The 25,752-nt window shown below is 70.3% G+C and carries 20 protein-coding genes; 9 read left to right on the top strand and 11 right to left on the bottom strand.

All coding sequences use genetic code 11. The features are described from left to right. Both boxC and VLG41_RS03925 read right to left on the bottom strand, forming a co-directional pair. Window positions 1-1,650 (bottom strand): 2,3-epoxybenzoyl-CoA dihydrolase (boxC, locus tag VLG41_RS03930; protein ID WP_325348091.1); only part of this gene is annotated, 1,650 nt, incomplete at its 3' end. 137 nt (window positions 1,651-1,787) lie between these two features. Further along, a complete protein-coding gene (locus VLG41_RS03925) occupies window positions 1,788-2,717 on the bottom strand; it encodes a helix-turn-helix transcriptional regulator (RefSeq protein ID WP_325348092.1) in 930 nt (309 codons plus the stop codon). A gap of 138 nt (window positions 2,718-2,855) precedes the next feature. On the opposite strand from VLG41_RS03925, the gene VLG41_RS03920 reads away from it, so the two are divergent. Both VLG41_RS03920 and VLG41_RS03915 read left to right on the top strand, forming a co-directional pair. Then, window positions 2,856-4,433, top strand: a complete 1,578-nt coding sequence (locus VLG41_RS03920) for a 3,4-dehydroadipyl-CoA semialdehyde dehydrogenase (RefSeq protein WP_325348090.1) — start codon at window positions 2,856-2,858, stop codon at window positions 4,431-4,433. A gap of 25 nt (window positions 4,434-4,458) precedes the next feature. After that, window positions 4,459-6,036: a benzoate-CoA ligase family protein gene (locus tag VLG41_RS03915; RefSeq protein WP_325348089.1), complete on the top strand. Its 1,578-nt coding sequence runs from the start codon at window positions 4,459-4,461 to the stop codon at window positions 6,034-6,036. 4 nt (window positions 6,037-6,040) lie between these two features. On the opposite strand, the gene VLG41_RS03910 is transcribed toward VLG41_RS03915, so the two are convergent. Together VLG41_RS03910 and apbC are read right to left on the bottom strand one after the other, a co-directional pair. Continuing rightward, complete coding sequence (locus tag VLG41_RS03910) at window positions 6,041-6,895, bottom strand: GNAT family N-acetyltransferase (RefSeq protein ID WP_325348088.1); 855 nt, start codon at window positions 6,893-6,895, stop codon at window positions 6,041-6,043. Between the two features lie 107 nt (window positions 6,896-7,002). Continuing rightward, complete coding sequence (gene apbC, locus VLG41_RS03905; protein WP_325348087.1) at window positions 7,003-8,094, bottom strand: iron-sulfur cluster carrier protein ApbC; 1,092 nt, start codon at window positions 8,092-8,094, stop codon at window positions 7,003-7,005. Between the two features lie 329 nt (window positions 8,095-8,423). Between apbC and metG the strand changes: the two genes are divergently transcribed. Continuing rightward, a complete protein-coding gene (metG, locus tag VLG41_RS03900) occupies window positions 8,424-10,478 on the top strand; it encodes a methionine--tRNA ligase (protein ID WP_325348086.1) in 2,055 nt (684 codons plus the stop codon). Window positions 10,479-10,527: 49 nt separating this feature from the next. Here metG and bamE read toward each other — a convergent pair whose 3' ends face one another. Beyond that, a complete protein-coding gene (gene bamE / locus VLG41_RS03895; RefSeq protein ID WP_325348085.1) occupies window positions 10,528-11,052 on the bottom strand; it encodes an outer membrane protein assembly factor BamE domain-containing protein in 525 nt (174 codons plus the stop codon). A gap of 68 nt (window positions 11,053-11,120) precedes the next feature. On the opposite strand from bamE, the gene VLG41_RS03890 reads away from it, so the two are divergent. The 4 genes from VLG41_RS03890 (at window position 11,121) to nadB (ending at window position 15,599) form a co-directional block, all read left to right on the top strand. Continuing rightward, the gene (locus tag VLG41_RS03890) at window positions 11,121-12,782 is read left to right on the top strand and encodes a SulP family inorganic anion transporter (protein ID WP_325348084.1); all 1,662 of its coding nucleotides are present in this window, start codon (window positions 11,121-11,123) and stop codon (window positions 12,780-12,782) included. Window positions 12,783-12,819: 37 nt separating this feature from the next. Beyond that, a complete protein-coding gene (locus VLG41_RS03885; RefSeq protein WP_325348083.1) occupies window positions 12,820-13,032 on the top strand; it encodes a DUF3460 family protein in 213 nt (70 codons plus the stop codon). 10 nt (window positions 13,033-13,042) lie between these two features. Then, window positions 13,043-13,897, top strand: a complete 855-nt coding sequence (locus VLG41_RS03880) for a ScpA family protein (RefSeq protein ID WP_325348082.1) — start codon at window positions 13,043-13,045, stop codon at window positions 13,895-13,897. A 100-nt stretch (window positions 13,898-13,997) separates the two neighbouring features. Continuing rightward, window positions 13,998-15,599 (top strand): L-aspartate oxidase, encoded by a 1,602-nt coding sequence (nadB, locus tag VLG41_RS03875; RefSeq protein ID WP_325348081.1) that lies wholly within the window; start codon window positions 13,998-14,000, stop codon window positions 15,597-15,599. Window positions 15,600-15,623: 24 nt separating this feature from the next. Here the strand turns inward: nadB and VLG41_RS03870 are convergent, their stop codons facing one another. The 5 genes from VLG41_RS03870 to nadC all read right to left on the bottom strand — a co-directional run bounded on the left by VLG41_RS03870 (window position 15,624) and on the right by nadC (window position 23,174). After that, entirely contained in the window at window positions 15,624-18,437 is a 2,814-nt protein-coding gene (locus VLG41_RS03870; protein WP_325348080.1) for a hypothetical protein, read from the bottom strand. Window positions 18,438-18,658: 221 nt separating this feature from the next. After that, window positions 18,659-19,201 (bottom strand): CesT family type III secretion system chaperone, encoded by a 543-nt coding sequence (locus VLG41_RS03865; protein WP_325348079.1) that lies wholly within the window; start codon window positions 19,199-19,201, stop codon window positions 18,659-18,661. 172 nt (window positions 19,202-19,373) lie between these two features. Next, window positions 19,374-21,161, bottom strand: a complete 1,788-nt coding sequence (gene pabB, locus VLG41_RS03860; protein WP_414652432.1) for an aminodeoxychorismate synthase component I — start codon at window positions 21,159-21,161, stop codon at window positions 19,374-19,376. A gap of 36 nt (window positions 21,162-21,197) precedes the next feature. After that, window positions 21,198-22,301 carry a quinolinate synthase NadA gene (gene nadA / locus VLG41_RS03855; protein WP_325348077.1) on the bottom strand — a complete coding sequence of 368 codons (1,104 nt, stop codon included), beginning with the start codon at window positions 22,299-22,301 and terminating at the stop codon, window positions 21,198-21,200. 9 nt (window positions 22,302-22,310) lie between these two features. Next, on the bottom strand, window positions 22,311-23,174 hold the full coding sequence (nadC, locus tag VLG41_RS03850; protein WP_325348076.1) for a carboxylating nicotinate-nucleotide diphosphorylase: 864 nt from the start codon (window positions 23,172-23,174) through the stop codon (window positions 22,311-22,313). A gap of 101 nt (window positions 23,175-23,275) precedes the next feature. Between nadC and panB the strand changes: the two genes are divergently transcribed. Together panB and panC are read left to right on the top strand one after the other, a co-directional pair. Continuing rightward, window positions 23,276-24,151, top strand: coding sequence for a 3-methyl-2-oxobutanoate hydroxymethyltransferase (panB, locus tag VLG41_RS03845; RefSeq protein ID WP_325348075.1), 876 nt, complete (start codon window positions 23,276-23,278; stop codon window positions 24,149-24,151). Between the two features lie 34 nt (window positions 24,152-24,185). After that, the gene (panC, locus tag VLG41_RS03840; RefSeq protein ID WP_325348074.1) at window positions 24,186-25,037 is read left to right on the top strand and encodes a pantoate--beta-alanine ligase; all 852 of its coding nucleotides are present in this window, start codon (window positions 24,186-24,188) and stop codon (window positions 25,035-25,037) included. A gap of 9 nt (window positions 25,038-25,046) precedes the next feature. Here panC and VLG41_RS03835 read toward each other — a convergent pair. Then, window positions 25,047-25,752 (bottom strand): NAD(P)H-dependent glycerol-3-phosphate dehydrogenase (locus tag VLG41_RS03835; RefSeq protein WP_325348073.1); only part of this gene is annotated, 706 nt, incomplete at its 5' end.

Below are 25,752 nucleotides of genomic sequence, written 5' to 3'. Positions count from 1 at the left end.
GTTGAAATCGAACATGGCCTTGTCGCCTTTGCCGTAGACCTTGAGCGCGCCCTTGTCGCCGACGGCGTTGGGGCGGATGAAGATCCAGTTCTGCCAGGCGGACAGGCGCCCGAAGATGCGGGTGAGCATGTTCTCCTTCTGGGCGAAGCGCAGGTTGGCCTCCAGGCCGGTCAGGGCGTCGGGCGACATGGCGGCGCGCTCCTCGATGGCGATGCGCACCTCGTCGGCCCAGTCGATGTCGTCCGGTGCGGCGGTCACCAGGCCCAGCTTGAAGGCGGCGTCCGCGTCCAGCGCCTGGCCCACGTTGGCGCGCACGGCCTCCATGGCGGGCGTCTCTTCGTAGAAGCGGCGCTGCAGGCGCGACTGGCCGTTCACCATGGGCAGCAGGCCCAGGTTGAATTCACCCAGCGTGATCTTCGGCGCGGCGGCTTCGTCGTCGGGCAGCGCGAGCATGTAGGTGCGGTCGGCGCAGAAGGCCAGCTCGGCCAGCGTTCCGGCGAAGCAGGAGCCCTGCTCCACCAGCGCGAACAGGCTGCGCGAGGACACGTCCAGGCGGGCGAAGGTGCGGCGCAGCAGGCCGATGGTTTCGCGCACGAACCAGTGGTCCTTGTGCTTGAGCAGGGTCGCGTCGCTGGCCAGCACGGCGGCGGCATCGCCTTCGGTCTTGATCAGCCAGGTGCCGATGTCCAGTTCGTTGGTGCGCAGGTTCAGGATCGCGTCGTCGAGTTCGCGGCCCATGCGCAGCGGCCACCAGTTGGCGCCCGCGGCCTCGATGCCGGCGATGTCGGTGGGCTGGGCGCTGGTCGGCGCCTTCACCGTCAGCGTGGCGGTGCGCTTGGCACGGTCGATGGCCACGTTGACGTACTGGTAGGCGATGCCATCGGCGCTGTCGGTGCGTTCGATGCGCGGCAGGGCCACGCCCTTGCCATCGGCCGGGCGGTCGCTCTGCGCGGCCAGGGCCTGGGCGCGCGCGGCCACGTGCGCGGCGAACTGCTGCGGCTTGGCGATGGAATCCACCAGGCGCCAGTCCACGGCCTTCTGGCCGCGCACGCCTTCGCTGGTGGTGCAGAAGATGTCGGCCAGGTCATGGCGCACGTGGCGCTTGTCGGTCACGCGGGTCAGGCCGCCGGTGCCGGGCAGCACGCCCAGCAGCGGCACCTCGGGCAGGCTCACGGCGCTGCTGCGGTCGTCCACCAGCACGATCTCGTCGCAGGCCAGGGCCAGCTCGTAGCCGCCGCCGGCGCAGGCGCCGTTGACGGCGGCGATGAACTTCAGGCCGCTGTGCTTGGACGAGTCTTCCAGGCCGTTGCGCGTTTCGTTGGTGAACTTGCAGAAGTTCACCTTCCAGGCGTGGCTGGACAGGCCCAGCATGAAGATGTTGGCGCCCGAGCAGAACACGCGGTCCTTGGCGCTGGTGACGACCACGGTGCGCACCTGCGGGTGCTCGAAGCGGATGCGGTTGACCGCGTCGTGCAGCTCCACGTCCACGCCCAGGTCGTAGCTGTTGAGCTTGAGCTTGTAGCCGGGGCGGATGCCGGCGTCTTCGTCGATGTTGACGGCGAGAGTGGCGGTGGAACCGTCCACCGACAGCTTCCAGTGGCGGTACTGGCCGGGCTCGGTGCGGTAATCGACGGGGGCGGGTTGGCTCATGGAAGTCTCCTCGGGCGGTGGGGCATCGGCGGCACTGGATTGCCGGTGCCGCCGGCATGACACGAATAATAGTGCATGCATTCGAACGCAGTCAATGCATTTTGCTGCATGTTGCAGCCGTTCGTCGGCGGCGCCGTTCAGCGGCCGGGGGTGGCGATCAGGGCCTGCACGCGCTCGCGCAGGGCGGCGAAGGCCTCGTCCACGCCCGGGTAGGCGCTGGTGTTGAAGTGCAGGTCGGCCTTCGAATAGAAGGCCGAGCGGCCCGCGAGGATGCGCTTCAAGTCCTCCATGGCCTCGCGGCTGGCGGCCATGGGCCGCATGTCGCCCTGGGCCGCCACGCGGCCCATGTGGTCGGCCGGGTCGGCCTGCAGCCACACGGTGGTGCAGTGCGCGAGCAGCACGTTGAAGTTGGCGGCGTCCGACACCAGGCCACCGGGCGTGGCGATCACCACCTCCGGGTAGATCTGGATCGCCTCTTCCAGCGCGCGGCGCTCGTAGCGGCGGTAGGCCGGCGTGCCGTAGAGCGCATGGATCTCTTCGATGCTGCAACCGGCGAACTTCTCGATCTCGCGGCTCAGCTCGATGAAGGCGTAGCCCAGATCGTCCGCCAGGCGCTGCCCCAGGGTGGACTTGCCCGCCCCGCGCAGGCCGATGAGCGCGATGCGCGTGTGCCGCGTGCTGTCGCTCTCGGTGCGGCCCTGGCCGAGCGCGCCGCCGATGGCCACGCGCACGCGGCGCAGGTCGGCCTCGGGCCGGCCGGCCAGCATTTCTCGGATCAGCAGCCACTCGGGCGAGCTCGTGCTCACGTCGCCGATCAGCTCGGCAAGGGAGCACTGCAGGGCGTCGGCCACCTGCAGCAGCACCAGGATGGAGGCGTTGCCCGTGCCGTACTCCAGGTTCGCCAGGTGGCGCTCGGACACGTCGGCCGCCAGGGCCACGGCCTTGCGCGTCATGCCCCGGCGCGAACGCAGGGTGCGCACGCGCTCGCCCAGCGCCACGAGGAAGGGGTGGCGCGCTTCCTCTTCCGTGGTGGGTCGGGTGGTCGCGGCGCTGGCGTCGGCATCCATGGTGGGCATGGGCGGTCGGGTGACTCGGCTAAGGGTTTGCAGGCTTGCAAAATGGCAAGACATGCACTTTAATGCACATTTCGCCGCACGCAAGATAGTGCACTTTATCGCTTCACCGGTTTCGACACCAGCCCCGCCATGACCACCACCCCCCTGCTGCCCAACATCGTCGCCGGCAAGGCCCAAGCGGGCCAAGGCCCGGGTACCCCCCTGTTCGACCCGGTGCTGGGCACCGAACTCGTGCGCGTGAGCCGCGAGGGCCTGGACCTGGCCAGCGCCTTCGCCTTCGCCCGCGAGCAGGGCGGCGCCGCGCTGCGCGCGCTCAGCTACCGCGAACGCGCGGGCCTGCTCACGGCCATCGGCCAGGTGCTGCAGGCCAAACGCGACGACTACTACGCCATCGCCACCGCCAACTCGGGCACCGTCACGCGCGACTCGGCCGTGGACATCGACGGCGGCATCTTCACCATCGGCCAGTACGCCAAGTGGGGCGAAAAACTCGGCGACGCGCACGCCCTGCTCGACGGCGAGCGCATCCGCCTCGGCAAGGACCCGGCCTTCCAGAGCCAGCACGTCCTCACGCCCACGCGCGGCCTGGCGCTGTTCATCAACGCCTTCAACTTCCCGAGCTGGGGCCTGTGGGAGAAGGCCGCGCCCGCGCTGCTGTCGGGCGTGCCCGTGGTGGTGAAGCCCGGCACGCCCACCGCCTGGCTCACGCAGCGCATGGTGCAGGACGTGGTGGAGGCCGGCGTGCTGCCGGCCGGCGCGCTGTCGGTCATCTGCGGCTCGTCGGCCGGCCTGCTCGACGCGCTGCAGCCCTTCGACGTGCTGTCCTTCACCGGCTCGGCCGGCACCGCCGCGCAGATCCGCGGGCACCGGGCCATCGCCGAGCGCTCGGTGCGCTGCAACATCGAGGCCGACAGCCTCAACAGCGCCCTGCTCGACCCGAACGCCACCGCCGACAGCGAGGCCTTCACGCTCTTCGTGAGCGAGGTGGTGCGCGAGATGACCGTCAAGAGCGGCCAGAAGTGCACCGCCATCCGCCGCGCCTTCGTGCCGCGCGCACTGTACGACGCCGCCGCGCAGGCCATCGGCGCCAAGCTGGCCAAGATCAGTGTGGGCAACCCGCGCAACGAAGCCGTGCGCATGGGCGCGTTGGTGAGCCGCGCGCAGTTCGACGGCGTGCGCGAAGGCCTGGCGCAACTGCTGGCCGAGGCCAAGCCCCTGTACGACGGCCGCAGCCAAGCCCTGGTGGACGCCGACCCGGCCGTGGCCGCCTGCGCCATGCCCGTGCTGCTGGGCACCAGCGACCCGGTGGGTGCGCGCGTGCTGCACGACGTGGAGGTCTTCGGCCCCGTGTCCACGCTCATGCCCTACGACAACGAGGCCCAGGCCTTCGAGCTCATCCGCCGCGGCCAGGGCTCGCTGGTGGCCTCGGTCTACAGCGCCGACCCGGCTTTCGTGGCGCGCGCCGCGCTGGAACTGGCCGACAGCCACGGCCGCGTGCACGCCATCTCGCCCGACGTGGCCAGCCTGCACACCGGCCACGGCAACGTGATGCCGCAGTCCCTGCACGGCGGCCCCGGCCGCGCGGGCGGCGGCGAAGAACTCGGCGGCCTGCGCGCGCTGGGCTTCTACCACCGCCGCAGCGCGGTGCAGGCGAGCACCGCCGCGCTGGACGCGCTGGCCACCAGCGCCACGCCCCTGACGTATTGAGCCCACGATTGCGAGGAGACAAGCCATGAGCACCGACACCGTGGCCGCGCCACCGGCGCGCTTCAACTTTGCCCGCCACCTGCTCGCGGCCAACGCCGCGCGCGCGGACAAGACCGCCCTCATCGACGACCGCGGCCGGCTCAGCTACGGCGAGCTCGACCAGGCCGTGCGCCGCTGCGCCGGCGCGCTGCAGGCCCTGGGCCTGCGCCGCGAGGAACGTGTGCTGCTGCTGGCGCACGACAGCAGCGACTGGGTGGTGGCCTTCCTGGGCGCGCTGTACGCGGGCGTGGTGCCGGTGGCGGTGAACACCCTGCTACCGGCCAACGACATCGCCTACATGCTGGGCGACAGCCGCGCACAGGCCGCCATCGTCTCGGGCGCCCTGCTGCCGGTGGTGGAAGAAGCGATGGCGCTGCGCACGCACGACGTCAAGCACCTCATCGTCTCCCGCGCCGACAAGCTGCCCGCGGGCGCGCACGGCTTTGCCGAGCTGCTGGCGCGCGCGCGGCCGGCCGATCCGGTCGACACGCACGGCGAGGAACCCGCCTTCTGGCTCTACTCCAGCGGCTCCACCGGCGCGCCCAAGGGCACGGTGCACACCCAGGGCAACCTGTACTGGACGGCCGAGCTCTATGGCAAGGGCGTGCTGAGGATGCGCGAGGACGACGTGGTCTTCTCCGCCGCCAAGCTCTTCTTCGCCTACGGCCTGGGCAACGCGCTGAGCTTTCCGCTGAGCGTGGGCGCCACCGTGGTGCTGATGGCCGAGCGGCCCACGCCGCAGGCCTGCTTCAAGCGTCTGACCGAGCACCGCCCCACCATCTTCTGCGGCGCGCCCACAGGCTACGGCGGCATGCTCGCCAGCCCCGAGCTGCCCGCGAAAAGCGCGGTGGCCCTGCGCCTGTGCTCCTCCGCCGGCGAGGCCTTGCCGCAGGACATCGGCGAGCGCTGGACGCGCCACTTCGGCGTCGAGATCATCGACGGCATCGGCTCCACCGAGATGCTGCACATCTTCCTGTCCAACGTGCCGGGCGACGTGCACTACGGCAGCACCGGCCGCCCCGTGCCGGGCTATGAGGTGGAGCTGCGCGGCGAGGACGGCCGCCCCGTGGCCGAGAACCCCGACGGCTCCTCCGACATCGGCGACCTCTACATCAAGGGCCCCAGCGCCGCGCTGATGTACTGGAACAACCGCGCCAAGAGCCGCGACACCTTCCAGGGCGGCTGGACCAAGAGCGGCGACAAGTACCTGCGCAACACCAACGGCACCTACACCTACGCCGGCCGCAACGACGACATGCTCAAGGTCAGCGGCATCTACGTGAGCCCCTTCGAGGTGGAGGCCACGCTGGTGCAACACCCCGCCGTGCTGGAGGCCGCCGTCATCGGCAAGGAAGACAGCGACGGCCTGACCAAGACCAAGGCCTACGTGGTGCTCAAGCCGGGGCAGCAGGCCAGCGCGGCCGACCTGCAGGCCTTCGTGAAGGAACGCCTGGCGCCCTACAAGTACCCGCGCTTCATCGAATTCCTGGACGAACTGCCCAAGACCGCGACCGGCAAGATCCAGCGCTTTCGGCTGCGCGAGCGGGAGAAGGCGGCGGACTGAGCGATCAGCCTATTTCAAGCGCCGTCAGCGCGTACTGCCGCGCCAGATCGACGTGCGGCCGGGGCCCGCGGTACATGCGCGCCGTGGGAAAGCCCGGCACGAAGCCGTGCCGCTCGGCCAGCGCCTGCGCCTCGCGGTTGGGTTCGGGCACGTCCAGGTGCACGGTTTCCTGCGGCCCCACGCCCGCGCACAGGGCCTCCAACAGGCCCTCGGCGATCGCCGGGGAATCGGCGCACAGCGGGCCGATCTTGTGGCCCTGCACACAGGCGCGCCGCACGCCGTAGCCGCGCAGTTCGCCATCCTGCAGCCAGCCCAGCGCCGTGCCCCGGCGCTGTCGGATCCAGCCCTGCAGGAAGGCCGGGCGCGGCTCGGGATGGAAGCGCCGGTCGTAGGCGGCCAGGCTGTCGAACGGCATGCCAGCCAGGCGCACGATGCGCGGGTGCGGCGGGCGCGGGCCCAGGCCCAGGCCGCTGTAGCGCCGGTTGCGCCAGGCGAGGTCGAAACCGCTGCGCACGTAGTTGTCCTGCTGCTCGGGCACACCGTCCAGCCCCACCACACAGCCCTTCAGGTACTCCAGCGCCGCGTTCCACACCGCCAGCCCCAGGCCCTTGCCCCGAAAGCGGGGCTCCACGATGTAGAGGCCGATGAAGCCGTAGCCCACCCCGTGGCGCAGGCCGCTGATGCAGGCCACGGGCTGCTCACCGATCCAGGCCATGAAGTGGCCGCGCGGGTCGATGGCGTGGAACAGGTCGGTGTCGTGCAGGCCGGGGTTCCAGCCCTCGCGCGTGGCCCACTGCAGGGCCAGCGCCAGGTCGGTGCGCGACATGCGCTGGATGCGGTGGGCGGGTACTGCCTTCATCGTGGCCTCCTCTGGAAGCGCCGATGACACCGCAAGCCCGCGCCCGGGGCCATACCACCCAGGCGGTATTCGCCGCGCCGTCCCATGACGGGCGCGTCAAGACGCGCTCAGGTGTCGCTGGAGATCTTGATGCTCGGAAACTTCGAGGAGAAGTCCTTGGCCTTGGCGGCGATCTTGATCGCCACCTGGCGCGCCACCGACTTGTACAGGCCGGCGATCTCGCCCTCGGGATCGGCCACCACGGTGGGCCGCCCGCCGTCGGCCTGCTCGCGGATGCGGATGTTCAGCGGCAGCGCGCCCAGGTAGTCCATGCCGTACTCGGCCGCCATGTTCTTGCCGCCGTCGGCACCGAAGATGTGCTCCACGTGGCCGCACTTCTCGCACACGTGAACGGCCATGTTCTCGACGATGCCCAGGATGGGCACGCCCACCTTCTCGAACATCTTGATGCCCTTGCGCGCGTCGAGCAGGGCGATGTCCTGCGGCGTGGTGACGATGACCGCGCCGGTGATGGGCACGCGTTGCGAGAGCGTGAGCTGGATGTCGCCGGTGCCGGGCGGCATGTCGACGATGAGGTAGTCGAGGTCCTTCCAGTTGGTCTGGCGCAGCAACTGCTCCAGCGCCTGCGTGGCCATGGGGCCGCGCCAGATCATGGCCTCGTCGCGGTCGATGAGGAAACCGATGGAGATGACCTGAACGCCGTAGTTCTCCAGCGGCTCCATGGTGGTGCCGTCGATGCTCTCGGGCCGTCCCTCGATGCCCAGCATCATGGGCTGGCTGGGGCCGTAGATGTCGGCGTCGAGCACGCCCACCGTGGCGCCCTCGGCCGCCAGCGCCAGCGCCAGGTTCACGGCCGTGGTGCTCTTGCCCACGCCGCCCTTGCCCGAGGCCACGGCGATGATGTTCTTGACGTTGGGCATGAGCGCCACGCCGCGCTGCGCGGCGTGCGCGATGACCTTGGTCTGCAGGTTCACCGACACGTTCTCCACGCCCGCCACCGAGCGCGCCGCCGCCACCAGGGCCTTGCGCAGGGCGGGCATCTGGCTCTTGGCGGGATAACCCAACTCGACCTCGAAGGACACGTCCCCGTCCTGCACCTGCAGGTTCTTCAGGGCTTTGGTGGAAACGAAGTCGCGCCCGGTGTTCGGGTCTTGCACGGCTTGCAGCGCCTGCATCAGCGCCTGTTGGTCGACGGGCATGGGGGAATGGCTCCAGGGGATGTGGGGGTGGCCGCGCGCCAGGAAACGGACACGGGCGGCTGGCTCTGTGGCGGCGGCAAGTCTAACGCCGGGCTTCGCGGGGCGCATTCCCATCGGCGGCGTCGGGGTTCTTGTCCGGGGGGCTGTGTGGTCTTCTCCGGCTGCGCCGGTCGGTTCGTGCGCCAACGGGTCTGTTGCTCGCGGACGCACCCAGTGGCCGCGAGCTTCGCGAGGTGCAACGAGCGAAAGCCGCAAGGGTCTCCGCCGCGAAAGCGATACCCCATACACACGGACCCATAAAATCCCGGGTTCCCCAAAGAAAGCCCGCCATGAGCCCGCGCCGACTCTTCGTCACCACCGCCCTGCCCTACGCCAACGGCCACTTCCACATCGGCCACATCATGGAATACATCCAGGCCGACATCTGGGTGCGCTTCCAGCGCATGCAGGGGCACACGGTGCATTTCGTCTGCGCCGACGACGCGCACGGCGCGCCGATCATGATCGCGGCCGACAAGGCGGGCAAGACGCCGCAGCAGTTCGTGGCCGACATCGCCGCCGGCCGCAAGCCCTACCTCGACGGCTTTCACATCGGCTTCGACAACTGGCACAGCACCGACGCGCCCGAGAACCACGAACTCGCCCAGGCCATCTACAAGGACCTCAAGGCCGCCGGCCTGATCGAAACCCGCACCATCGAGCAGTTCTTCGACCCCGAGAAGAACATGTTCCTGCCCGACCGCTTCATCAAGGGCGAGTGCCCCAACTGCCACGCCAAGGACCAGTACGGCGACAACTGCGAGGTCTGTGGCAAGGTCTACAGCCCCACGGACCTCATCAACCCCTACTCCGCGCTGTCGGGTGCCAAGCCGCTGCTGAAGCACTCCGATCACTTCTTCTTCAAGCTGTCCGACCCGCGCTGCCTGGACTTCCTCAAGCAGTGGACGAACAGCGGCGCCGTGCAGCCCGAGGTGCTCAACAAGATCAGCGAGTGGATCGCGCCCGATCAGAACGGCCAGACCAAGCTGGGCGACTGGGACATCTCGCGCGACGCGCCCTACTTCGGCATCGAGATCCCCGACGCGCCGGGCAAGTACTTCTACGTCTGGCTCGACGCCCCGGTGGGCTACCTGGCCTCGCTCAAGAACTGGCTGGGCAAGCAGGGCATCGACTTCGACGCCTTCATGGCCGACCCGTCCACCGAGCAGGTCCACTTCATCGGCAAGGACATCATCACCTTCCACACGCTGTTCTGGCCGGCCATGCTGCATTTCAGCGGCCGCAAGACGCCCAACGCGGTGTTCGTGCACGGCTTCCTCACCGTGAACAACGGCGAGAAGATGAGCAAGAGCCGCGGCACCGGCCTGGACCCGCTGAAGTACCTGAGCCTGGGCATGAACCCCGAATGGCTGCGCTACTACCTGGCGGCCAAGCTCACACCGCGCAACGAAGACCTGGACTTCAACCAGGACGACTTCCAGCTGCGCGTCAACAGCGACCTGATCGGCAAGTTCATCAACATCGCCAGCCGCGCGGCCGGCTTCATCGCCAAGCGCTTCGGGGGCCAGCTCGGCACCGCCTCGGCCGACGGCGCAGCGCTGCTGCAGGCGCTGCAGGCCAAGGCCCCCGCCATTGCCACGCTGCTCGACACGCGCGAGTACGGCAAGGCGATGCGCGAGGTGATGGCCCTGGCCGACCAGGTCAACGCCTACGTCGATCAGAACAAGCCCTGGGAACTGGCCAAACAGGAGGGCCAGGACGCACGCCTGCACGACGTGTGCAGCACCTGTATCGAAGCCTTCCGCCTGCTCACGCTGTACCTCAAGCCCGTGCTGCCCGCGCTGGCCGCGCAGGTCGAAGGCTTCCTGCAGGTGCCACCGCTGCAATGGGCCGACGCCGGCCGCCTGCTCGGCGCCGGCCACGCCATCCAGGCCTACCAGCACCTGATGCAGCGCGTGGACCCCAAGCAACTGGACGCCTTGTTCGAGATGCCCCCCGCGCCAGTGGAGGCCGCGCCCCTGCCGGGCGGCGAGGCCCTGGCCGACACCATCACCATCGACGACTTCGCCAAGGTCGACCTGCGCATCGCGAAGATCGTGGACTGCGAGCGCGTGGAGGGCTCCACCAAGCTGCTGCGCCTCACGCTCGACGTGGGTGAAGGCAAGACCCGCAATGTGTTCAGCGGCATCGCCAGCGCCTACCAGCCCGAGCAGTTGAAGGGCAAGCTCACCGTGCTGGTGGCCAACCTGGCGCCGCGCAAGATGAAGTTCGGCGTGAGCGAGGGCATGGTGCTGGCCGCGAGCCACGCCGACGAGAAGGCCCAGCCCGGCATCTTCGTGCTGGAGCCCTCGCCCGGCGCGCAGCCGGGCATGCGCGTGCGCTGAAGCGTCAAGCCCCCAGGCTCCGCCTGGCGGCGGCCCGGCGGCGGATCGCTCAGTTCTTCTGCAGATCCGGGTCGGGCATCGACCCGGACTTGATCACCCGCAGGTCTTTGTCGAAGGCCACGCTGAAGATCATCGGCTCGGTCTGGCCCTTGGGCTGGAAACGCCAGTCCTGGTGCGTCTCGCCCTTCAAGGGAAAGGTCTGCACCTTGCGCGGCTTGCCCAGCAGGCGGCGCACCTGCTCCAGCGGCATGCCGGGCTGCACCCTGGCGAAGTTCTCTTCGGTGAGCACCTGCGACACCTTCACCAGCACGCCGTCGGGGCCGATGGTGATCATGTAATTGACCACGCCTTCGGGCTGGCGGTTGTATTCGTAGATCTGGGCGCCCTCTTCGCCGTCCCACACGGCCTCGGGCTGGCCGAACTTCTCGCGCACGTCGGCCTCGGTGGACACGCCCGGCTCCAGCTCGGCGATGTTCTGCAGGTCGCAGGCACCCACGAAGCCGACGGCGGCGAGCACGCCGGTGATGAGGCGGCCCAGGCGCCACCAGGCGCTGCGGGTGTTCGGTGCGGTCATGCGAGGGCTCTCCAAAGTTGACCGGCAGTGTAGGCCGCGGCCTTGCCTCGCGGGTAGCGATCGGTAACATGCCGCCCATGCCCGGCCTGCCGCCCCTTGCCCCGTTCCGCCCGCGCCTGCTGGCGGACCTCCGGGGCTACGACGGCGGGCGCTTCGCGCGCGACCTCGGCGCCGGTGTCACGGTGGGCATCGTGGCGCTGCCGCTGGCCATGGCCTTCGCCATCGCGAGCGGCCTGCCGCCCCAGGCGGGGCTGTGGACGGCCATCATCGGCGGCCTGCTGGTGTCGCTGCTGGGCGGCACCTCGGTGCAGATCGCGGGTCCGGCGGGCGCCTTCATCGTCATCGTCTACGGCATCGTCGAGCGCTACGGCGTGGCCAACCTGCTGATTTCGACCGCCAGCGCAGGCGTGCTGCTGTTCCTGCTGGGCCTGTTTCGCCTGGGGGCGCTGGTGCGCTATGTGCCGGTCAGCGTGGTCATCGGTTTCACCAACGGCATCGCGGTGCTGATCGCGCTGTCGCAGCTGCGCGACCTGCTGGGCCTGCAGGTGCCTCATCTGCCGGCCAACTTCTTCGGCCAGATGGCGGCGCTGGGCGGGCACATCGGCAGCCTCAACCCCTGGGCGCTGCTGCTGGGCGCGCTGTGCGTGCTCGGCCTGTTCATCTGGCCGCGCCTGTGGGCCACCGATTCGCGCTTCCGCCGCCGCCTCGACAACCTGGACGTGCCCGGTGCCCTGAGGGCCACCTCGCGCGTGCCCGGGCCGGTGGTGGCGCTGGTCTCGCTGTCGCTGCTGGCCTGGGCGCTGCAACTGCCGGTGGAAACCATCGGCACGCGCTTCGGCGGCATTCCGCAAGGCCCGCCGGCCTTCGACCTGCCCGACTTCTCCTGGGAAACCGTGCGCCTGCTCGTCACGCCCACGCTCACCATCGCCCTGCTCGGTGCGGTGGAGTCGCTGCTGTGCGCGCGCGTGGCCGACCAGTTGGGCGACGCGCGCAAACACGACCCGAACCAGGAACTCATGGCCCAGGGCGTGGCCAACGCCGTGGTGCCCTTCTTCGGCGGCATGCCGGTCACCGGCACCATCGCGCGCACCGTCACCAACATCCGCGCAGGCGCGGTCTCGCCGATCGCGGGCGTGGTGCATTCGGCCACGCTGGCGGTGGTGGTGCTGGTGGCGGCACCGCTGGCCTTTCACATCCCGCTGGCGGTGCTGGCCGGGGTGCTGCTCTTCGTCGCCTGGAACATGGGCGAATGGCGGGAGTTCGCCCGACTGAAACACTTCAGCAACCACTACCGGCTGATGCTGCTGTCCACCTTCCTGCTGACCATCGTCTTCGACCTGACGGTGGCGGTGGAGCTGGGCCTGGTGCTGGCCGTGGTGCTGTTCGTGCGCCGGCAAAGCGAGATCTTCCGCGCCGAACCGGTGCAACGCGGCGACACGCAGCAGAAGTGGCGGCTCTACGGCTCCCTGTTCTTCGGTGCGGTCACCAAGATCGACCCCCTGGTGGCGGAGGTGGAGGCGGCGCCCGGCCCGCTGCACCTGCTGCTGGACGCGCACCTGCTGGTCTCCCTGGACACCACCGGGCTGGACGCGCTGGAGCAGTTGCACAAGGCCGTGCAGCGGCGCGGCGGGCGGCTGGAGATCACGGGCCTGCAGCCGCAGCCGGCCTCGTTGATGGCGCGCTCGGGCTTTGCGGCCCGGCTGGCGCCGGCCGCCGGGGCCGACCGGTAAAATCGCCGGTTTTCCCGACCCGGACACCTCCGCCGCCATGTCCTTCTTCCGCCGCCCCGACTACCAATCCGACACCACCGAGTTCATCGAGCAGCTCAAGGCCGCCAAGCCCGGGATGGAAGAGCGCCAGCGCGAGGGCCGCAACCTGCTCTGGGACAAGACCATCGACCGCGAGTTCGCGGCCGAGGCCCGCCAGGCCCGCGTGCCGCAGAAGCCCTACGTCTACCAGACGAACTCCGATTTCCAGTGAGCCCGAGGGCATGACCGAACCGACGCCGTCCCTCGACGAGGCCCCGCAGGGCCTTGACGAGGTGCTGCCCACGGTCATCGACAACGTCGCGCTGGCGCGGCTCTACGGCGAGCCGCTGTTCAAGCTGCCGCAGGACCTGTACATCCCGCCCGACGCGCTGCGCGTCTTCCTCGAGGCCTTCGAGGGCCCGCTGGACCTGCTGCTCTACCTCATCCGCAAGCAGAACTTCAACATCCTCGACATCCCCATGGCCGGGGTCACGCGCCAGTACCTCGAGTACGTCGAGGAAATCCGCGCCAGCAACCTCGAACTCGCCGCCGAGTACCTGCTGATGGCCGCGATGCTGATCGAGATCAAGTCGCGCATGCTGCTGCCGCCCAAGAAGACGGCCGAAGGCGAGGAGGCCGAGGACCCGCGCGCCGAACTCGTGCGCCGCCTGCTCGAATACGAGCAGATGAAGCTGGCCGCGCAGCGCCTGTCCGAGGTGCCCCAGTACGGCCGCGACTTCCTGCGCGCCCAGATCTACGTCGAGCAGGCGCTGCAGCCGCGCTTCCCCGACGTGGAGATGATCGATCTGCAAAGCGCCTGGCGCGACATCCTCAAGCGCGCCAAGCTGGTGCAGCACCACAAGATCAGCCGCGAGGAGCTCTCCGTGCGCGAGCACATGAGCATCGTGCTGCGCCACCTGCAGGGCCGCCAGTTCGTCGAATTCGGCGACCTGTTCGACACCAGCAAGGGCGTGCCGGTGGTGGTGGTGACCTTCATCGCCATGCTCGAGCTCGCCAAGGAAACCCTGATCGAGCTCACCCAGGCCGAGGCCTTCGCGCCCATCTACGTGCGCCTGGCCTACACCCCAGCAACATGAACCCCCACGCTCCGCCGCTGCGCGGGTCGCTGCCCCCCAAGGGGGCTGAGCCGCCTTGGGGCGGCCCGGCGGCGGCTCGTGTTCCGTCCTTCAACAGAACATGACCCAACACTTTGACGTCCTGGTCATCGGCAGCGGCTTGGCGGGGTTGTCCACCGCCCTGCACCTGAGCGCCACGCACCGCGTGGCCGTGATCACCAAGCGCGCCCTGCTCGATGGCTCCAGCAACTGGGCGCAGGGCGGCATCGCCGCCGTGCTGGCCGAGGGCGACAGCTACGCCTCGCACGTGGAGGACACGCTGGTGGCGGGTGCCGGCCTGAGCGACCGCGAGGCCACCGAGTTCACGGTGGAGAACGCACCCGCCGCCATCGCCTGGCTGCGCGAGCTGGGCGTGCCTTTCTCCACCGCCGACGGCGAACTGCACCTCACGCGCGAGGGCGGACACAGCCACCGGCGCATCGTGCACGCGGCCGACGCCACCGGTGCCGCCGTGCAGGCCACGCTGGTGGAGCGCGTGAAGGCCACGCCCAGCATCCAGGTGTTCGAGCACCACATGCTGGTGGACCTGATCACCGAGCGCCACCTCAGCGGCCAGGGGGGCGAACGCCGCTGCTTCGGCGCCTACGTGCTCGACACCGTGCGCGACGAGGTGGTCACCTTCTCGGCCCGCCACACCGTGCTGGCCACCGGCGGCGCGGGCAAGGTGTACCTGTACACCACCAACCCCGACACCGCCACGGGCGATGGCATCGCCGCCGCCTGGCGCGCGGGCTGCCAGGTGGCGAACATGGAGTTCATCCAGTTCCATCCCACCTGCCTGTACCACCCGCACGCCAAGAGCTTCCTCATCACCGAGGCCGTGCGCGGCGAAGGCGGCCTGCTCAAGCTGCCGCCGCACCTGGGCGACGGCCTGGGCGGCCACCGCTTCATGCCCGACCACGACCCGCGCGCCGAACTGGCGCCGCGCGACGTGGTGGCGCGCGCGATCGACTTCGAGATGAAGAAGCACGGCCTGGACTGTGTGCACCTGGACATCTCGCACCAGAGCCCCGAGTTCCTGCGCGAGCACTTCCCCAACATCCTGGCGCGCTGCGCCGAACTGGGCATCGACATCACCAGGGAGCCCATCCCGGTGGTGCCGGCCGCGCACTACACCTGCGGCGGCGTGGTCACCGACCTGCAGGGGCACACCGAGATCGCCGGCCTGTACGCGGTGGGCGAGACCACCTGCACCGGCCTGCACGGCGCCAACCGGCTGGCCAGCAACTCGCTGGTGGAGTGCATGGTGTTCGCGCAGGCCGCGGCGGGCGCCATCCGCGCGCACGAGGCGCATGAGCCGCCCGCGCTGCCGCTGTGGGACGACAGCCGCGTGACCGACGCCGACGAGATGGTCGTGATCTCGCACAACTGGGACGAGCTGCGCCGCTTCATGTGGGACTACGTGGGCATCGTGCGCACCGACAAGCGCCTGGAGCGCGCGGCGCACCGCATCACCCTGCTGCAGCGCGAGATCCACGAGTTCTACGCGCGCTTTCACGTCACGCGCGACCTGCTGGAGCTGCGCAACCTGGTGCAGGTGGCCGACCTGATCGTGATGTCGGCGATGCTGCGCCGCGAAAGCCGCGGCCTGCATTTCAGCCGGGACTACCCCGACATGCTGCCCGAAGCGAAGCCCACGATCCTGGTGCCGCCGGCGCGCTGAGACCACGGCCTGCGCCGCGGGCCGCTACACCAGCCCCTGCGGCGCCTGCATGTCGGCGTCGCCGATGACCGGCGAGGCTGGCACCGTCTTCAGCAACTCGCCAATCGTCAGGCGATGCGCCGCTTGCCGGGAATCGCCTTTCACCTCCTTGCGCCACGCGTGCAGCAGGTCTCTCACGTCGTCGGGTTCGTCCAGATGCGCCAGCGGATTGGCGTCGTCCCTCCACTGCTGGTGCAGCACGGCGTTGAAGTCGGGCCGCGCATCGGCCGGCACCGAGGCGAGGGCCTTCGCCAGCGCCTCCACCCACTGGCGGAACCGCTCCGCCGTCTGGTACGCGGCCCGGCCGATCGTCTGGTCCAGGGCCAGGCAACGCCGCTCGATCTTCCGCCGCTCGTGCGCGTCGTACTGGCGTTTGAGCGGCGGTATGCCGGACACCACGGCGCCGTACAGCCAGGGCATCAGGCCCGTCGTCACCACATAGCCTTCGTAGGCGTTCATGTAGTCCTTGGCCACCCGGCCGCGCGGAGCCGTCGTTGCGCCGAGCACGAAGCCGCTGATGAAGGCCAGCACGCGCATGGCATCGGTGTGGGACGCCACGTACAGCTCGTACATCATCGCCGTGAAGTTGGCCCACCCGTTCACCCAGCCACCGAACGCGGAGCGGGCCGCGGCCTGGGTGTCGATGTGCGCGAGGGTGTCCCTCCACGATTTCGGGCTCATGTCCGTCACCACCACGCGGTATTCCTCGGGGTGGCGGGCCGCGAAGATGAGCTTGGCGATGTCGGCCCATGCCGCGTCCGCGGCCTCGCCGGCGGCCAGGGCGATGCGTGACAGGCCGAACGCCAGGGTGTTCAGGTCCACCTGCCCCAGGGAGCCGCTCAAGAGCGTCGTCGCGACCGTGTAGCCGCCGTCCCGGATCGAGTGGAACTCGATCGCGTGCTCCGGCGGCATCATCTGGCCGTCCAGGCGCAGCAGCTCGATGGTCTTGATGCGCGGGCCGAGACCGGGAATGCCCGGCGCCTGCAAGCTGAGCGGGCTTTGCAGGGCCTGGCGCAGCCATCGCGAGGTTTCGATGACGGCGCTGGACCACACGGCCGCGCTCCACAAGCGATAGGCCACGGCGGACACACCGCTGGCGCCCATCACCCCATGGGCGACCGTGACGCCCACCCCGCCCACGGCCTGCGCCGCCACGAGCAGGCCCGACGACCACTTCAGCACGTCGGCGAAGGTCGATTGCCTGTGCTCGATCTCGGGCACCCGGCGGATGGCGTGCATCCGGTACAGGGAATAGATCGTCAAGCCACCGCCGAACGCGAAGGCCAGCCAGTCGACGAGTTCGTCGGGGAGGCTGTCGCTCTCGCAGGCGAGGTCCCGGATGGCCGTGGCGATGCTGTCCATGACCAGGCGCGAGACGTAGGTGCACACGCCGTCCCGAAGCGCCGAATAGGTGACCGTCCCCCAGAAGCCGCGTGTGTCCGACGCATAGGGCACGGTGGTCGGCGGCAGCGAGGCCTCCCACACGCGCACGAGCAGGGCAACGCGCAGTGCGTGCAGCGGACCGGTCGTCGACGCGAGGGCCTGGCGTTCGGCGAGCACCTCCGCCAACGCCGCCTCCAGCCGCGCCGCCTCGCTGGCCACCAGCGCATCGACCAGCTCGTCCAGCAGCGCCAGGTGCTGCCCCAGGGAGATCCAGATGCGCCCCATGGCCTTGGCATGGCAGTGCCGGCCCCTGGGCAGGCAGGTCTTGTCCACCAGGCTGCGCATCCATTGGCGCGCCACGCCGCCCCATCGCTTGTCCGCCTTTTCGCTGGTGCGCATGTCCACCAGCAACGCCCTGAGCTGGAACAGCAGCCGCTCGGCCTCGGCCCCGTGGTCGCACCGGGAGACGTACCCGGACAGCTCCTTCACGGTGTGCGCCACCTCGAGCACCTGTCGGGTTCGCCCGACCACGCGCCGGGATGGGGGCTGTTTGCAGGGCTGGCTCATCAGGTGATCCCGGGTGCTCTGAAGCCTTCGCCGCTGGTCTTCGAGCGCGCCCTGCCTGGCCTGCATCCAGTGCTCGCAGCAGTACGTCCAGTAGCTGAGCGGCCGTACGGGCTGCCGCTTCAGCAGCGCCTCGATCCGATCGGCGATGGAGACGGCGGGGGCGGGTGCGCCGGGTTCGAGGGACTGCGCGAACACGGCCCCGTCCCGCTCCAGCGTCTCCTCGACCTCCTGGAGGACCGCCCTGGCGTCCTCCAGCAGGTCCTGCGGCCCCAGGTCCTCGCAGAGCAGGACGAGTTCCCTGAACGCGGCCAGCATCCCGCCGACGTCGCCCTTCGCATGGCGCACCGCCCCATCGACGAGGATGTCGACCGCGTCCGCGTCCTGTGGGAAGCGCGCTTCGCCCCGCGCCATCTCACACCACATCTCCAGGGCCACGAGGCGGGCGGCCTGTTGGTCGACCAGGGCCTGCTTCTCGCGCAGCTGGCGATGGGGCACACCGCCGGCACGGGCCAGCGGCAGACTCGCCATGACCTTGTCCAGCGTCAGCCTGCCCAGGAGAAGGACCCATCGCACCTGGCCAGTGACGTCGGCCTCGTTCGGTTCATGCAAGGACACCACCGCGTTCACCGGCGCGTGCCTGAGGCGCTTGGCCAGTTCGCGGGGCGTGCAATCGTGAATCAGGCACTGCCGCGCCAGGTCGATGAGCGACTCCACGATCTCGGCGTAGCCAAGGTGGGACCGCTTCTCGAGCACCGACCACAAGCCCAGGACCTGCTTGTCGTCGAACACCGGCATGCCATCGGGCCCGACCACCATCGCCTGGCGCCCGAGCGCGGTGGCGACGGCCATCAGGTTGTGGCTCCTGATCGACGCCTGCAGGAGGGAGTCTTTTGGCCCTGCGCGGGACGCGGCGCCCCGCCCGGCCGTCGGGGGCCGCGGGGACTGGCCGCTGAAGCTGGCCGAGGCGGACAGATCGGCTTCCCGCCAACTGCTGGTCAACGAGGCTTTTCCCGACGAGGAAGCGCTGTGCCTGCCACGCGAGGACAGATTCATGGCGGGCTCCCGCGCGCTCAGGCGTACACCGAGCGCGCCAGCGGATCGCGGGCTGGGCCTGGGGCAGGGTCCAGAAACCACCCTTCGCGCCACAGCAGGGCCTGCTCGCTCATCAGGCGCATGCCGTCGAACAGCGAGGCGGCGGACAAGCTGCCCTCATCGAAGCGGCACCCGCAGACCACGTCCCCCGACTGCGAATCGATGCAGAAGGCCGAGCGACCATGGGTATGGAGGAACAGGTTGAGTTCCAGCAGGCGCGTCGCGGCCTGCAAGGCGGCCCGCTCGGGCAGTGGCCCGAACACGCAGGCCAGGTACACGCCGCCATCGCGCCCCGGTGCGCAGGACACGCACATGTCGACCCCCGCGATGGCCGCCTCGAACGACACCGGATCGAAGGGCCCGAGGGCGGACACGTCCGGTGGCGCCCAGCCGGTGGTCTCGCACAACTCGGTCAGCACCTGCAGGAAGCCGAGGTTGGTGGCGCCGGGGCGCGACAGGTGCTGCCGTAGCGCGGTGTGCAGCGGTGATTCGGCTGCGAGGCCGTCGTGCCCGTCGCCCATGAATGGCGTCTCCTTGAATGGATCTGGATCGCGCGCGTGCGCCGAAACCACTCCGCGCCATCGCACAAGGCCACGCCCCATGCGCCGCCGCAGCACTGGGTAACGCCTGCGCAGCCTCGGGCGGCGCGAGCCGTCTCAAGGAACTCTCAAGGATGTCTTCAACCGGCCTGGCTCAGGCCCCGCGTTGCAGCACCGCAGGCAGCCAGCCGCGCAGGCTGTTGAGGAAGGCCCATTCGCGCACCAGCGCCAGCGCCGACAGCGGCACCACCGCTTCGCGCAATAGCCCCTCGTCCAGCGCCACCTGCCGGCCGATGCCCGGCAGCAAGCCACAGTCCAGCGCGGGCGTGACCCATCCCTCATCGAACCGCAGGGCAATGTTGCCGCGCGTGCATTCGGTCAATTCGCCATCGTCGTTCCACAGCAGGGTGTCGAACAGGCCGGGCGCCGAGCGTTCGGCCGCTTCGTAGTGCGCGCGGCGCGTGGTCTTGTGGCGCACGAAGGGCGAGTGAGCTGCCGCGAAGGGGCGCTCGGCCAGCACCAGGCGCAGCGGCAGAGGCGTGGCGACCATGGCGTAGGCCGTGGCCTGCACGCGGCCTTCGCGGGTGCTGAGCACCCGCACGCGCCAGGGGCCGGCCGGGTGCGCTTCGCGCACCGCTCGCAAAGCCTGCGACCAGGCCTGGGGCGTCCAGGCGAAGCCGAAGTGGCGCGCCGCATTCGCCATGCGTTCGCAGTGGCGTGGCTCATGCCGCCAATGGCCGTCCTCGAGCAACAGGGTTTCCAGCAGCTCGAACGGCTCGGCCGCGCGGGCCACGAACGCGCCCTTGTGCTGCCATTCGCGCCACTCGGCGCCCGCGCGCGAACCCGCCGTGACACCGCTGCCCACGCCCAGGGTCAAGGCGCGTTCGCGCACGACGACCGTGCGGATGCCGACGTTGAACGTAGCGCCGCCACCGGGCCGCAGCACGCCCACGGCGCCGCAGTACACGCCGCGCGCGCCCGCCTCGTGCCGCACGATGCGTCGCATGGCCTGGCGCTTGGGCGCGCCGGTGACCGAGCCGCAGGGGAACAGCGCGCGCAGAACGTCCAGCAGCCGCGTGCCTTCACGGGTGCGTGCGCAAACGTCGGACGTCATCTGCCACACCGTGGGCAGGGGCCGCACGTCGAACAGGGATGGCACCCGCACCGAGCCCGGCCGCGCGATGCGCGACATGTCGTTGCGCAGCAGGTCGACGACCATCACGTTCTCGGCCCGTTCCTTGGGGCACGCGGCCAGGCGCGCGGCCTGCGCCGCGTCCTCGCGCGCGTTCAGGCCGCGCGGCGCGGTGCCTTTCATGGGCCGCGTGAGCACCGCCTCGCCGTCCCAATCGAAGAACAGCTCGGGCGACAGGCTCAAGACCTGCTGCCCGCCGCCGTCGACGTAGGCCGCGTAGTCGGCGGGCTGCTCGCGTCGCAGACGTTCGAAGAGGTCCAGCGCGCCGCCCTGGTCCAACTCGCCCCGCCAGCGAGCGGTGTGGTTGACCTGGTAGACCTCGCCGGCCTGAATGGCCTGCAGCAGGGCGGCCAGCGCCGCGTCGAAGTCCGGGCGGGCGCACGGCGTGTCGCGCCAGCTCGCGCGCACGGCGCTCGGCCGGGCCTGCGGCGCCGTGTCCTGCGCCAGCGGCGCGTCGTGCACGCCCAACCAGGCCAGGGGCCCCTCGGGCGCGTGCGTGGGCAGGGCGGCGTCGAAAGCGCCGGCCGCCTCGTAGGCCAGCCAGCCCACCACCCAGGCGCCTTGGCGGGCGGCCGCCTCGGCGGCCTCGATCACCGGCCGGACCTCGGACAGCGCATCGGCCCTGAGCACGGCGCGCGGCGCGCCGAAGTCGAGCCGCAAAGCCCCATGGCACGCCAGGCCGCTCGCCGCGAAGGCAAGGCGGGCGTGAACGCGGGCTTCGCTCACTGAACGGCCCTCCGTGCTGCGCATGGCGGGGCTATGCGCCGTCGGGCGGGCGCGCGACGCTCAGGCCGCGCCGATGTTCGGCACCAGCGCGCCGGCGTCCTGACCGGCCTTGTGCGCGGCCGTGAAGGCCAGCATGCGGTCGATCGGCTGGCGCGCGCGCGGGATCAGCGCCGGGTCGACGTGGATCTGGTTGAGGCCCTTCTCCAGCACCTGGGCCACGCCGGCCAGGCCGTTCATGGCCATCCAGGGGCAGTGCGCGCAGCTCTTGCAGGTGGCGCTGTTGCCGGCCGTGGGCGCTTCGATGAACACCTTGCCCGGGTTCTGCTGGCGCAGCATGTGCATCATGCCCTTGTCGGTGGCCACGATGAACTCGCTCGCATCGAACTCTTTCGCGGCCTTCAGGATGGCCGAGGTCGAGCCCACCGCGTCGGCCAGGGCCACCACGTCGGCCGGGCTCTCGGGGTGCACCAGCACCTTGGCCCGGGGGTGCTCCTTCTTCAGCGCCTCCAGCTCGAAGGCCTTGAACTCGTCGTGCACGATGCACGAGCCGTTCCACATCAGCATGTCGGCGCCGGTCTCGCGCTGGATGTAGCCGCCCAGGTGCTTGTCGGGCGCCCACAGGATCTTGTGGCCCTTGTCTTTCAGCGCGCGCACGATGTCGAGCGCGCAACTGCTGGTGACCAGCCAGTCGGAGCGCGCCTTCACCGCCGCGCTGGTGTTGGCGTAGACCACCACCGTGCGGTCGGGGTGCGCGTCGCAGAAGGCGCTGAACTCATCGATGGGGCAGCCCAGGTCGAGCGAGCAGTTGGCGTCGAGGTCGGGCATCAGCACCGTCTTCTCGGGGCTCAGGATCTTCGCCGTCTCGCCCATGAAGCGCACGCCAGAGACCACCAGGGTGGTGGCCGGGTGGTCGCGCCCGAAGCGCGCCATCTCCAGCGAGTCGCTCACGATGCCGCCGGTCTCGATGGCCAGGTCCTGCAGGTCGGGGTGCACGTAGTAGTGCGACACCATGACCGCGTTGCGCTCCTTCAGCAGCGCCTTGATGCGTTCCTTGAGTTCGGCGCGCTGCTTCGGCCCCGGCTCCACCGGCACGCGCGCCCAGGCGTGCTGCGTCGGGCAGGCGGGTTGTTCGTACTCGACGTCGATGATGGCTTCGTTGCTCATGGTGTCGCCTCACAGCGCCTCGAAGCGCATGGAGAAATCGATGGCCTTGACGTCCTTGGTCAGGGCACCAATGGAGATGCGGTCCACGCCCGTTTCTGCAAGGGCGCGCACGGTCGACAGGTTCACGCCGCCCGAGATTTCGAGGATGGCGCGGCCCGCGTTGCGGCGCACCGCTTCGCGCAGCGTGGGCAGGTCCATGTTGTCGAGCAGGACCATGGTGGCGCCATGGCTCAGCGCCTCGTCGAGCTGCTCCAGCGTCTCCACCTCGATCTCGACGAAGCGCGCGGCCGGCGCGGTGTCGCGCACGCGCTGCAGCACCTGGGCCACGCCGCCCGCGGCGGCGATGTGGTTCTCCTTGATCAGCACCGCGTCGAACAGGCCGATGCGGTGGTTCACGCCACCGCCCACCGTGACCGCGTGCTTCTGCGCCAGGCGCAGGCCCGGCAGGGTCTTGCGCGTGTCCACGATGGCCGCGCGCGTGCCGGCCACGGCGGCCACGTAGGCCGCCGTCTGCGTGGCCACGGCCGAGAGCAGTTGCAGGAAGTTGAGCGCCGTGCGCTCGGCCGTCAGCAGCGGTTGCGCCCGACCTTCGATGGTGAGCACGGTCTGGTCCGGTTCGCAACGCGCGCCCTCGGCCACGTGCCAGGTGATCACCGCCTGCGGGTCGAGCGCGCGCACGGCGGCTTCCACCCAGGGCGCGCCGCAGAGCACGGCGCTCTCGCGCGCGATCACGCGGGCGCGCGCCGGGCGCGCCGCATCGACCAGCGCGGCGGTGAGATCGCCCGTGGCCACGTCTTCGGCCAGGGCCCGCGCGACGTCCTGCGCGGCCAGCGCGGCGATGTCGGCGGAGGTGTATTCGCTGAGGTGTTTCATCGTGGGGAAAAGGCCGTCGGCCGGGGGGCGCACCTGCATGGTGCAATGCACTATAGTCCCCCGCATTCTCGTTCACCGCCCGGCCCGCGCCGGACCACGACATGAGCAACCCCACCCCCGCCACACCTTACGGCACGCTGCCGGCGGCCTCTCCCCTGCCCGCTCGCAAACCCGTCAGCCTGCCGCGCCTGAACGAGCTGCGCGAACGCGGCGAAAAGATCACCATGCTGACCGCCTACGACGCCACCTTCGCGGCGGTGGCCGACGCGGCCGGCGTCGAATGCATCCTGGTGGGCGACTCGCTCGGCATGGTGTGCCAGGGCCTGGCCAGCACCGCGGGCGTGACCCTGGAGACCATGGCCTACCACGTCGAGAGCGTGGCGCGCGGCCTGCGCCGCGTACAGGGCACGGCCTGGCTGCTGGGCGATCTGCCCTTCGGCGCGTACCACGAGTCGAAGGAGCAGGCCATGCGCAGCGCCGCGCAACTGGTGCACGCGGGCGCGCACATGATCAAGCTCGAAGGCGGCGGCTGGACGGCCGACACCGTGCGCTTCCTCGTCGAGCGCGGCATCCCGGTCTGCGCCCACCTGGGCCTCACGCCGCAGACGGTGCACGCCCTCGGCGGCTACCGCGTGCAGGGCCGCGACGACCAGGCCGCGCTCACGCTCAAGCGCCACGCCCTTGAGCTGCAGGACGCCGGCGCCACCATGCTGGTGCTGGAGATGGTGCCGGCCGCGCTGGCGGCCGAGATCACGCAGCAACTGCCGCGCTGCCACACCATCGGCATCGGCGCGGGCAAGGGCACGGCCGGCCAGGTGCTGGTGATGCACGACATGCTGGGCGTGAACCTGGGCAAGAACCCGAAGTTCGTGCGCAACTTCATGGACGGCGCGGGCTCGGTGCGCGACGCCATGGCCGCCTACGTGCGCGCCGTCAAGGACGGCAGCTTCCCCGAGGACGCGGTTCACGCCTGGTGAACCTGCGCCCGACCGGCATCTTTCGATCGCATTCATGAAACTCGTTCACACCATCGCCGACCTGCGCGACGCGCTGCGCCCCCACGACTCGCCCGCCCTGGTGGCCACCATGGGCAACCTGCACGCCGGCCACCTGGCCCTGGTCAGGACCGCCAAACCCCTGGGCGACGTCACCGTCGCGAGCATCTTCGTCAACCGCCTGCAGTTCGCGCCGCACGAGGACTTCGATACCTACCCGCGCACGCTGGAGGCCGACTGCGAGAAGCTGCAAGCCGCGGGCTGCGACGTGGTGTTCGCGCCCAGCGAACGCGAGATGTACCCCGAGCCGCAGGGCTTCAAGGTGCAGCCGCCCGCCGAGCTGGCCGACATCCTCGAGGGCCACTTCCGCCCCGGCTTCTTCACCGGCGTGTGCACGGTGGTGATGAAGCTCTTCCAGTGCGTGTTCAGCGAAGCCAAGGGCCGCCGCACCGCGATGTTCGGGCTCAAGGACTACCAGCAGCAGCTCATCATGCGGCGCATGGTGAAGCAGTTCGCCCTGCCGATCGACATCGTGGGCGCCCCGACCGAACGCGCCGCCGACGGCCTGGCGCTGAGTTCGCGCAACATGTACCTGAGCGAGGCCGAGCGCGCCGAGGCGGTGCAACTCTCGCTGGCGCTGCGTGGTCTGGCGCGCGACGCGCTGGCCGCGGCCGACGGGCTGGAGCGCCAGTTGCCCGGCCTGGAACAGCGCGCCTTGCAGGCCCTGGCCGCGCGCGGCTGGCAGCCCGATTACCTGACCGTGCGCCGCCGCGAGGACCTGCAGCCGCCCAAGCCGGGCGACGCGCTGGTGGTGCTGGGCGCGGCGCGGCTGGGCAAGACGCGCCTGATCGACAACCTTGAGGTCTGACGCCGGGGCCTAGAGGCCTTCGGATTTCGGGTCGCGTCCCATGAGCGCGGCCACTGCCTCATCGGGACGCAGCCGCCCTTCGAGCAACTCCACCACCGCATCGGTGATGGGCATGTCCACGCCGAGCCGGCGTGCGCGCTGCGACACGGTGCGCGCGCTGTACACGCCCTCGGCCACGTGGCCCAGCGAGGCCACCGCCTCCTCCAAGGTCCGGCCCTTGGCCAGCAGGCGGCCCACCTGCCGGTTGCGCGAGAGGTCGCCGGTGGCGGTGAGCACCAGGTCGCCCAGGCCCGACAGGCCCATGAAGGTCTCGGCGCGCGCGCCCAGGGCCAGGCCCATGCGCGTCATCTCGGCCAGTCCGCGCGTGATCAGCGCGGCGCGTGCGTTCAGGCCCAGGTTGAGCCCATCGCACAGACCGGTGGCGATGGCCAGCACGTTCTTCACCGCGCCCCCCACCTCCACGCCAGCCACGTCGTCGTTGGCGTACACACGCAGCGTGGGGCCGTGGAAAGCGGCCACCAGGGCGTCGCGCACCTCGGGGTGTGCGCTCGCGGCCACCAGGGCGGTGGGCTGGCCCCGGGCCACCTCCTGGGCGAAGCTGGGGCCGCTCAGCACACCGGCGCGCAGGCCCGGCGCCACGGCGGCGGCGATCTCGTGGCCCATCAGGCCGGGTTCGTCGGGCGAGGCGGCCCGTTCGAAGCCCTTGCACAGCCAG

Source organism: Hydrogenophaga sp. (genome assembly GCF_035481345.1).
In the GTDB taxonomy this organism is placed as follows: domain Bacteria; phylum Pseudomonadota; class Gammaproteobacteria; order Burkholderiales; family Burkholderiaceae_C; genus Hydrogenophaga.
Note: the sequence above shows the minus strand (reverse complement) of the source record. Positions and strands in the feature narration are given on the sequence as shown.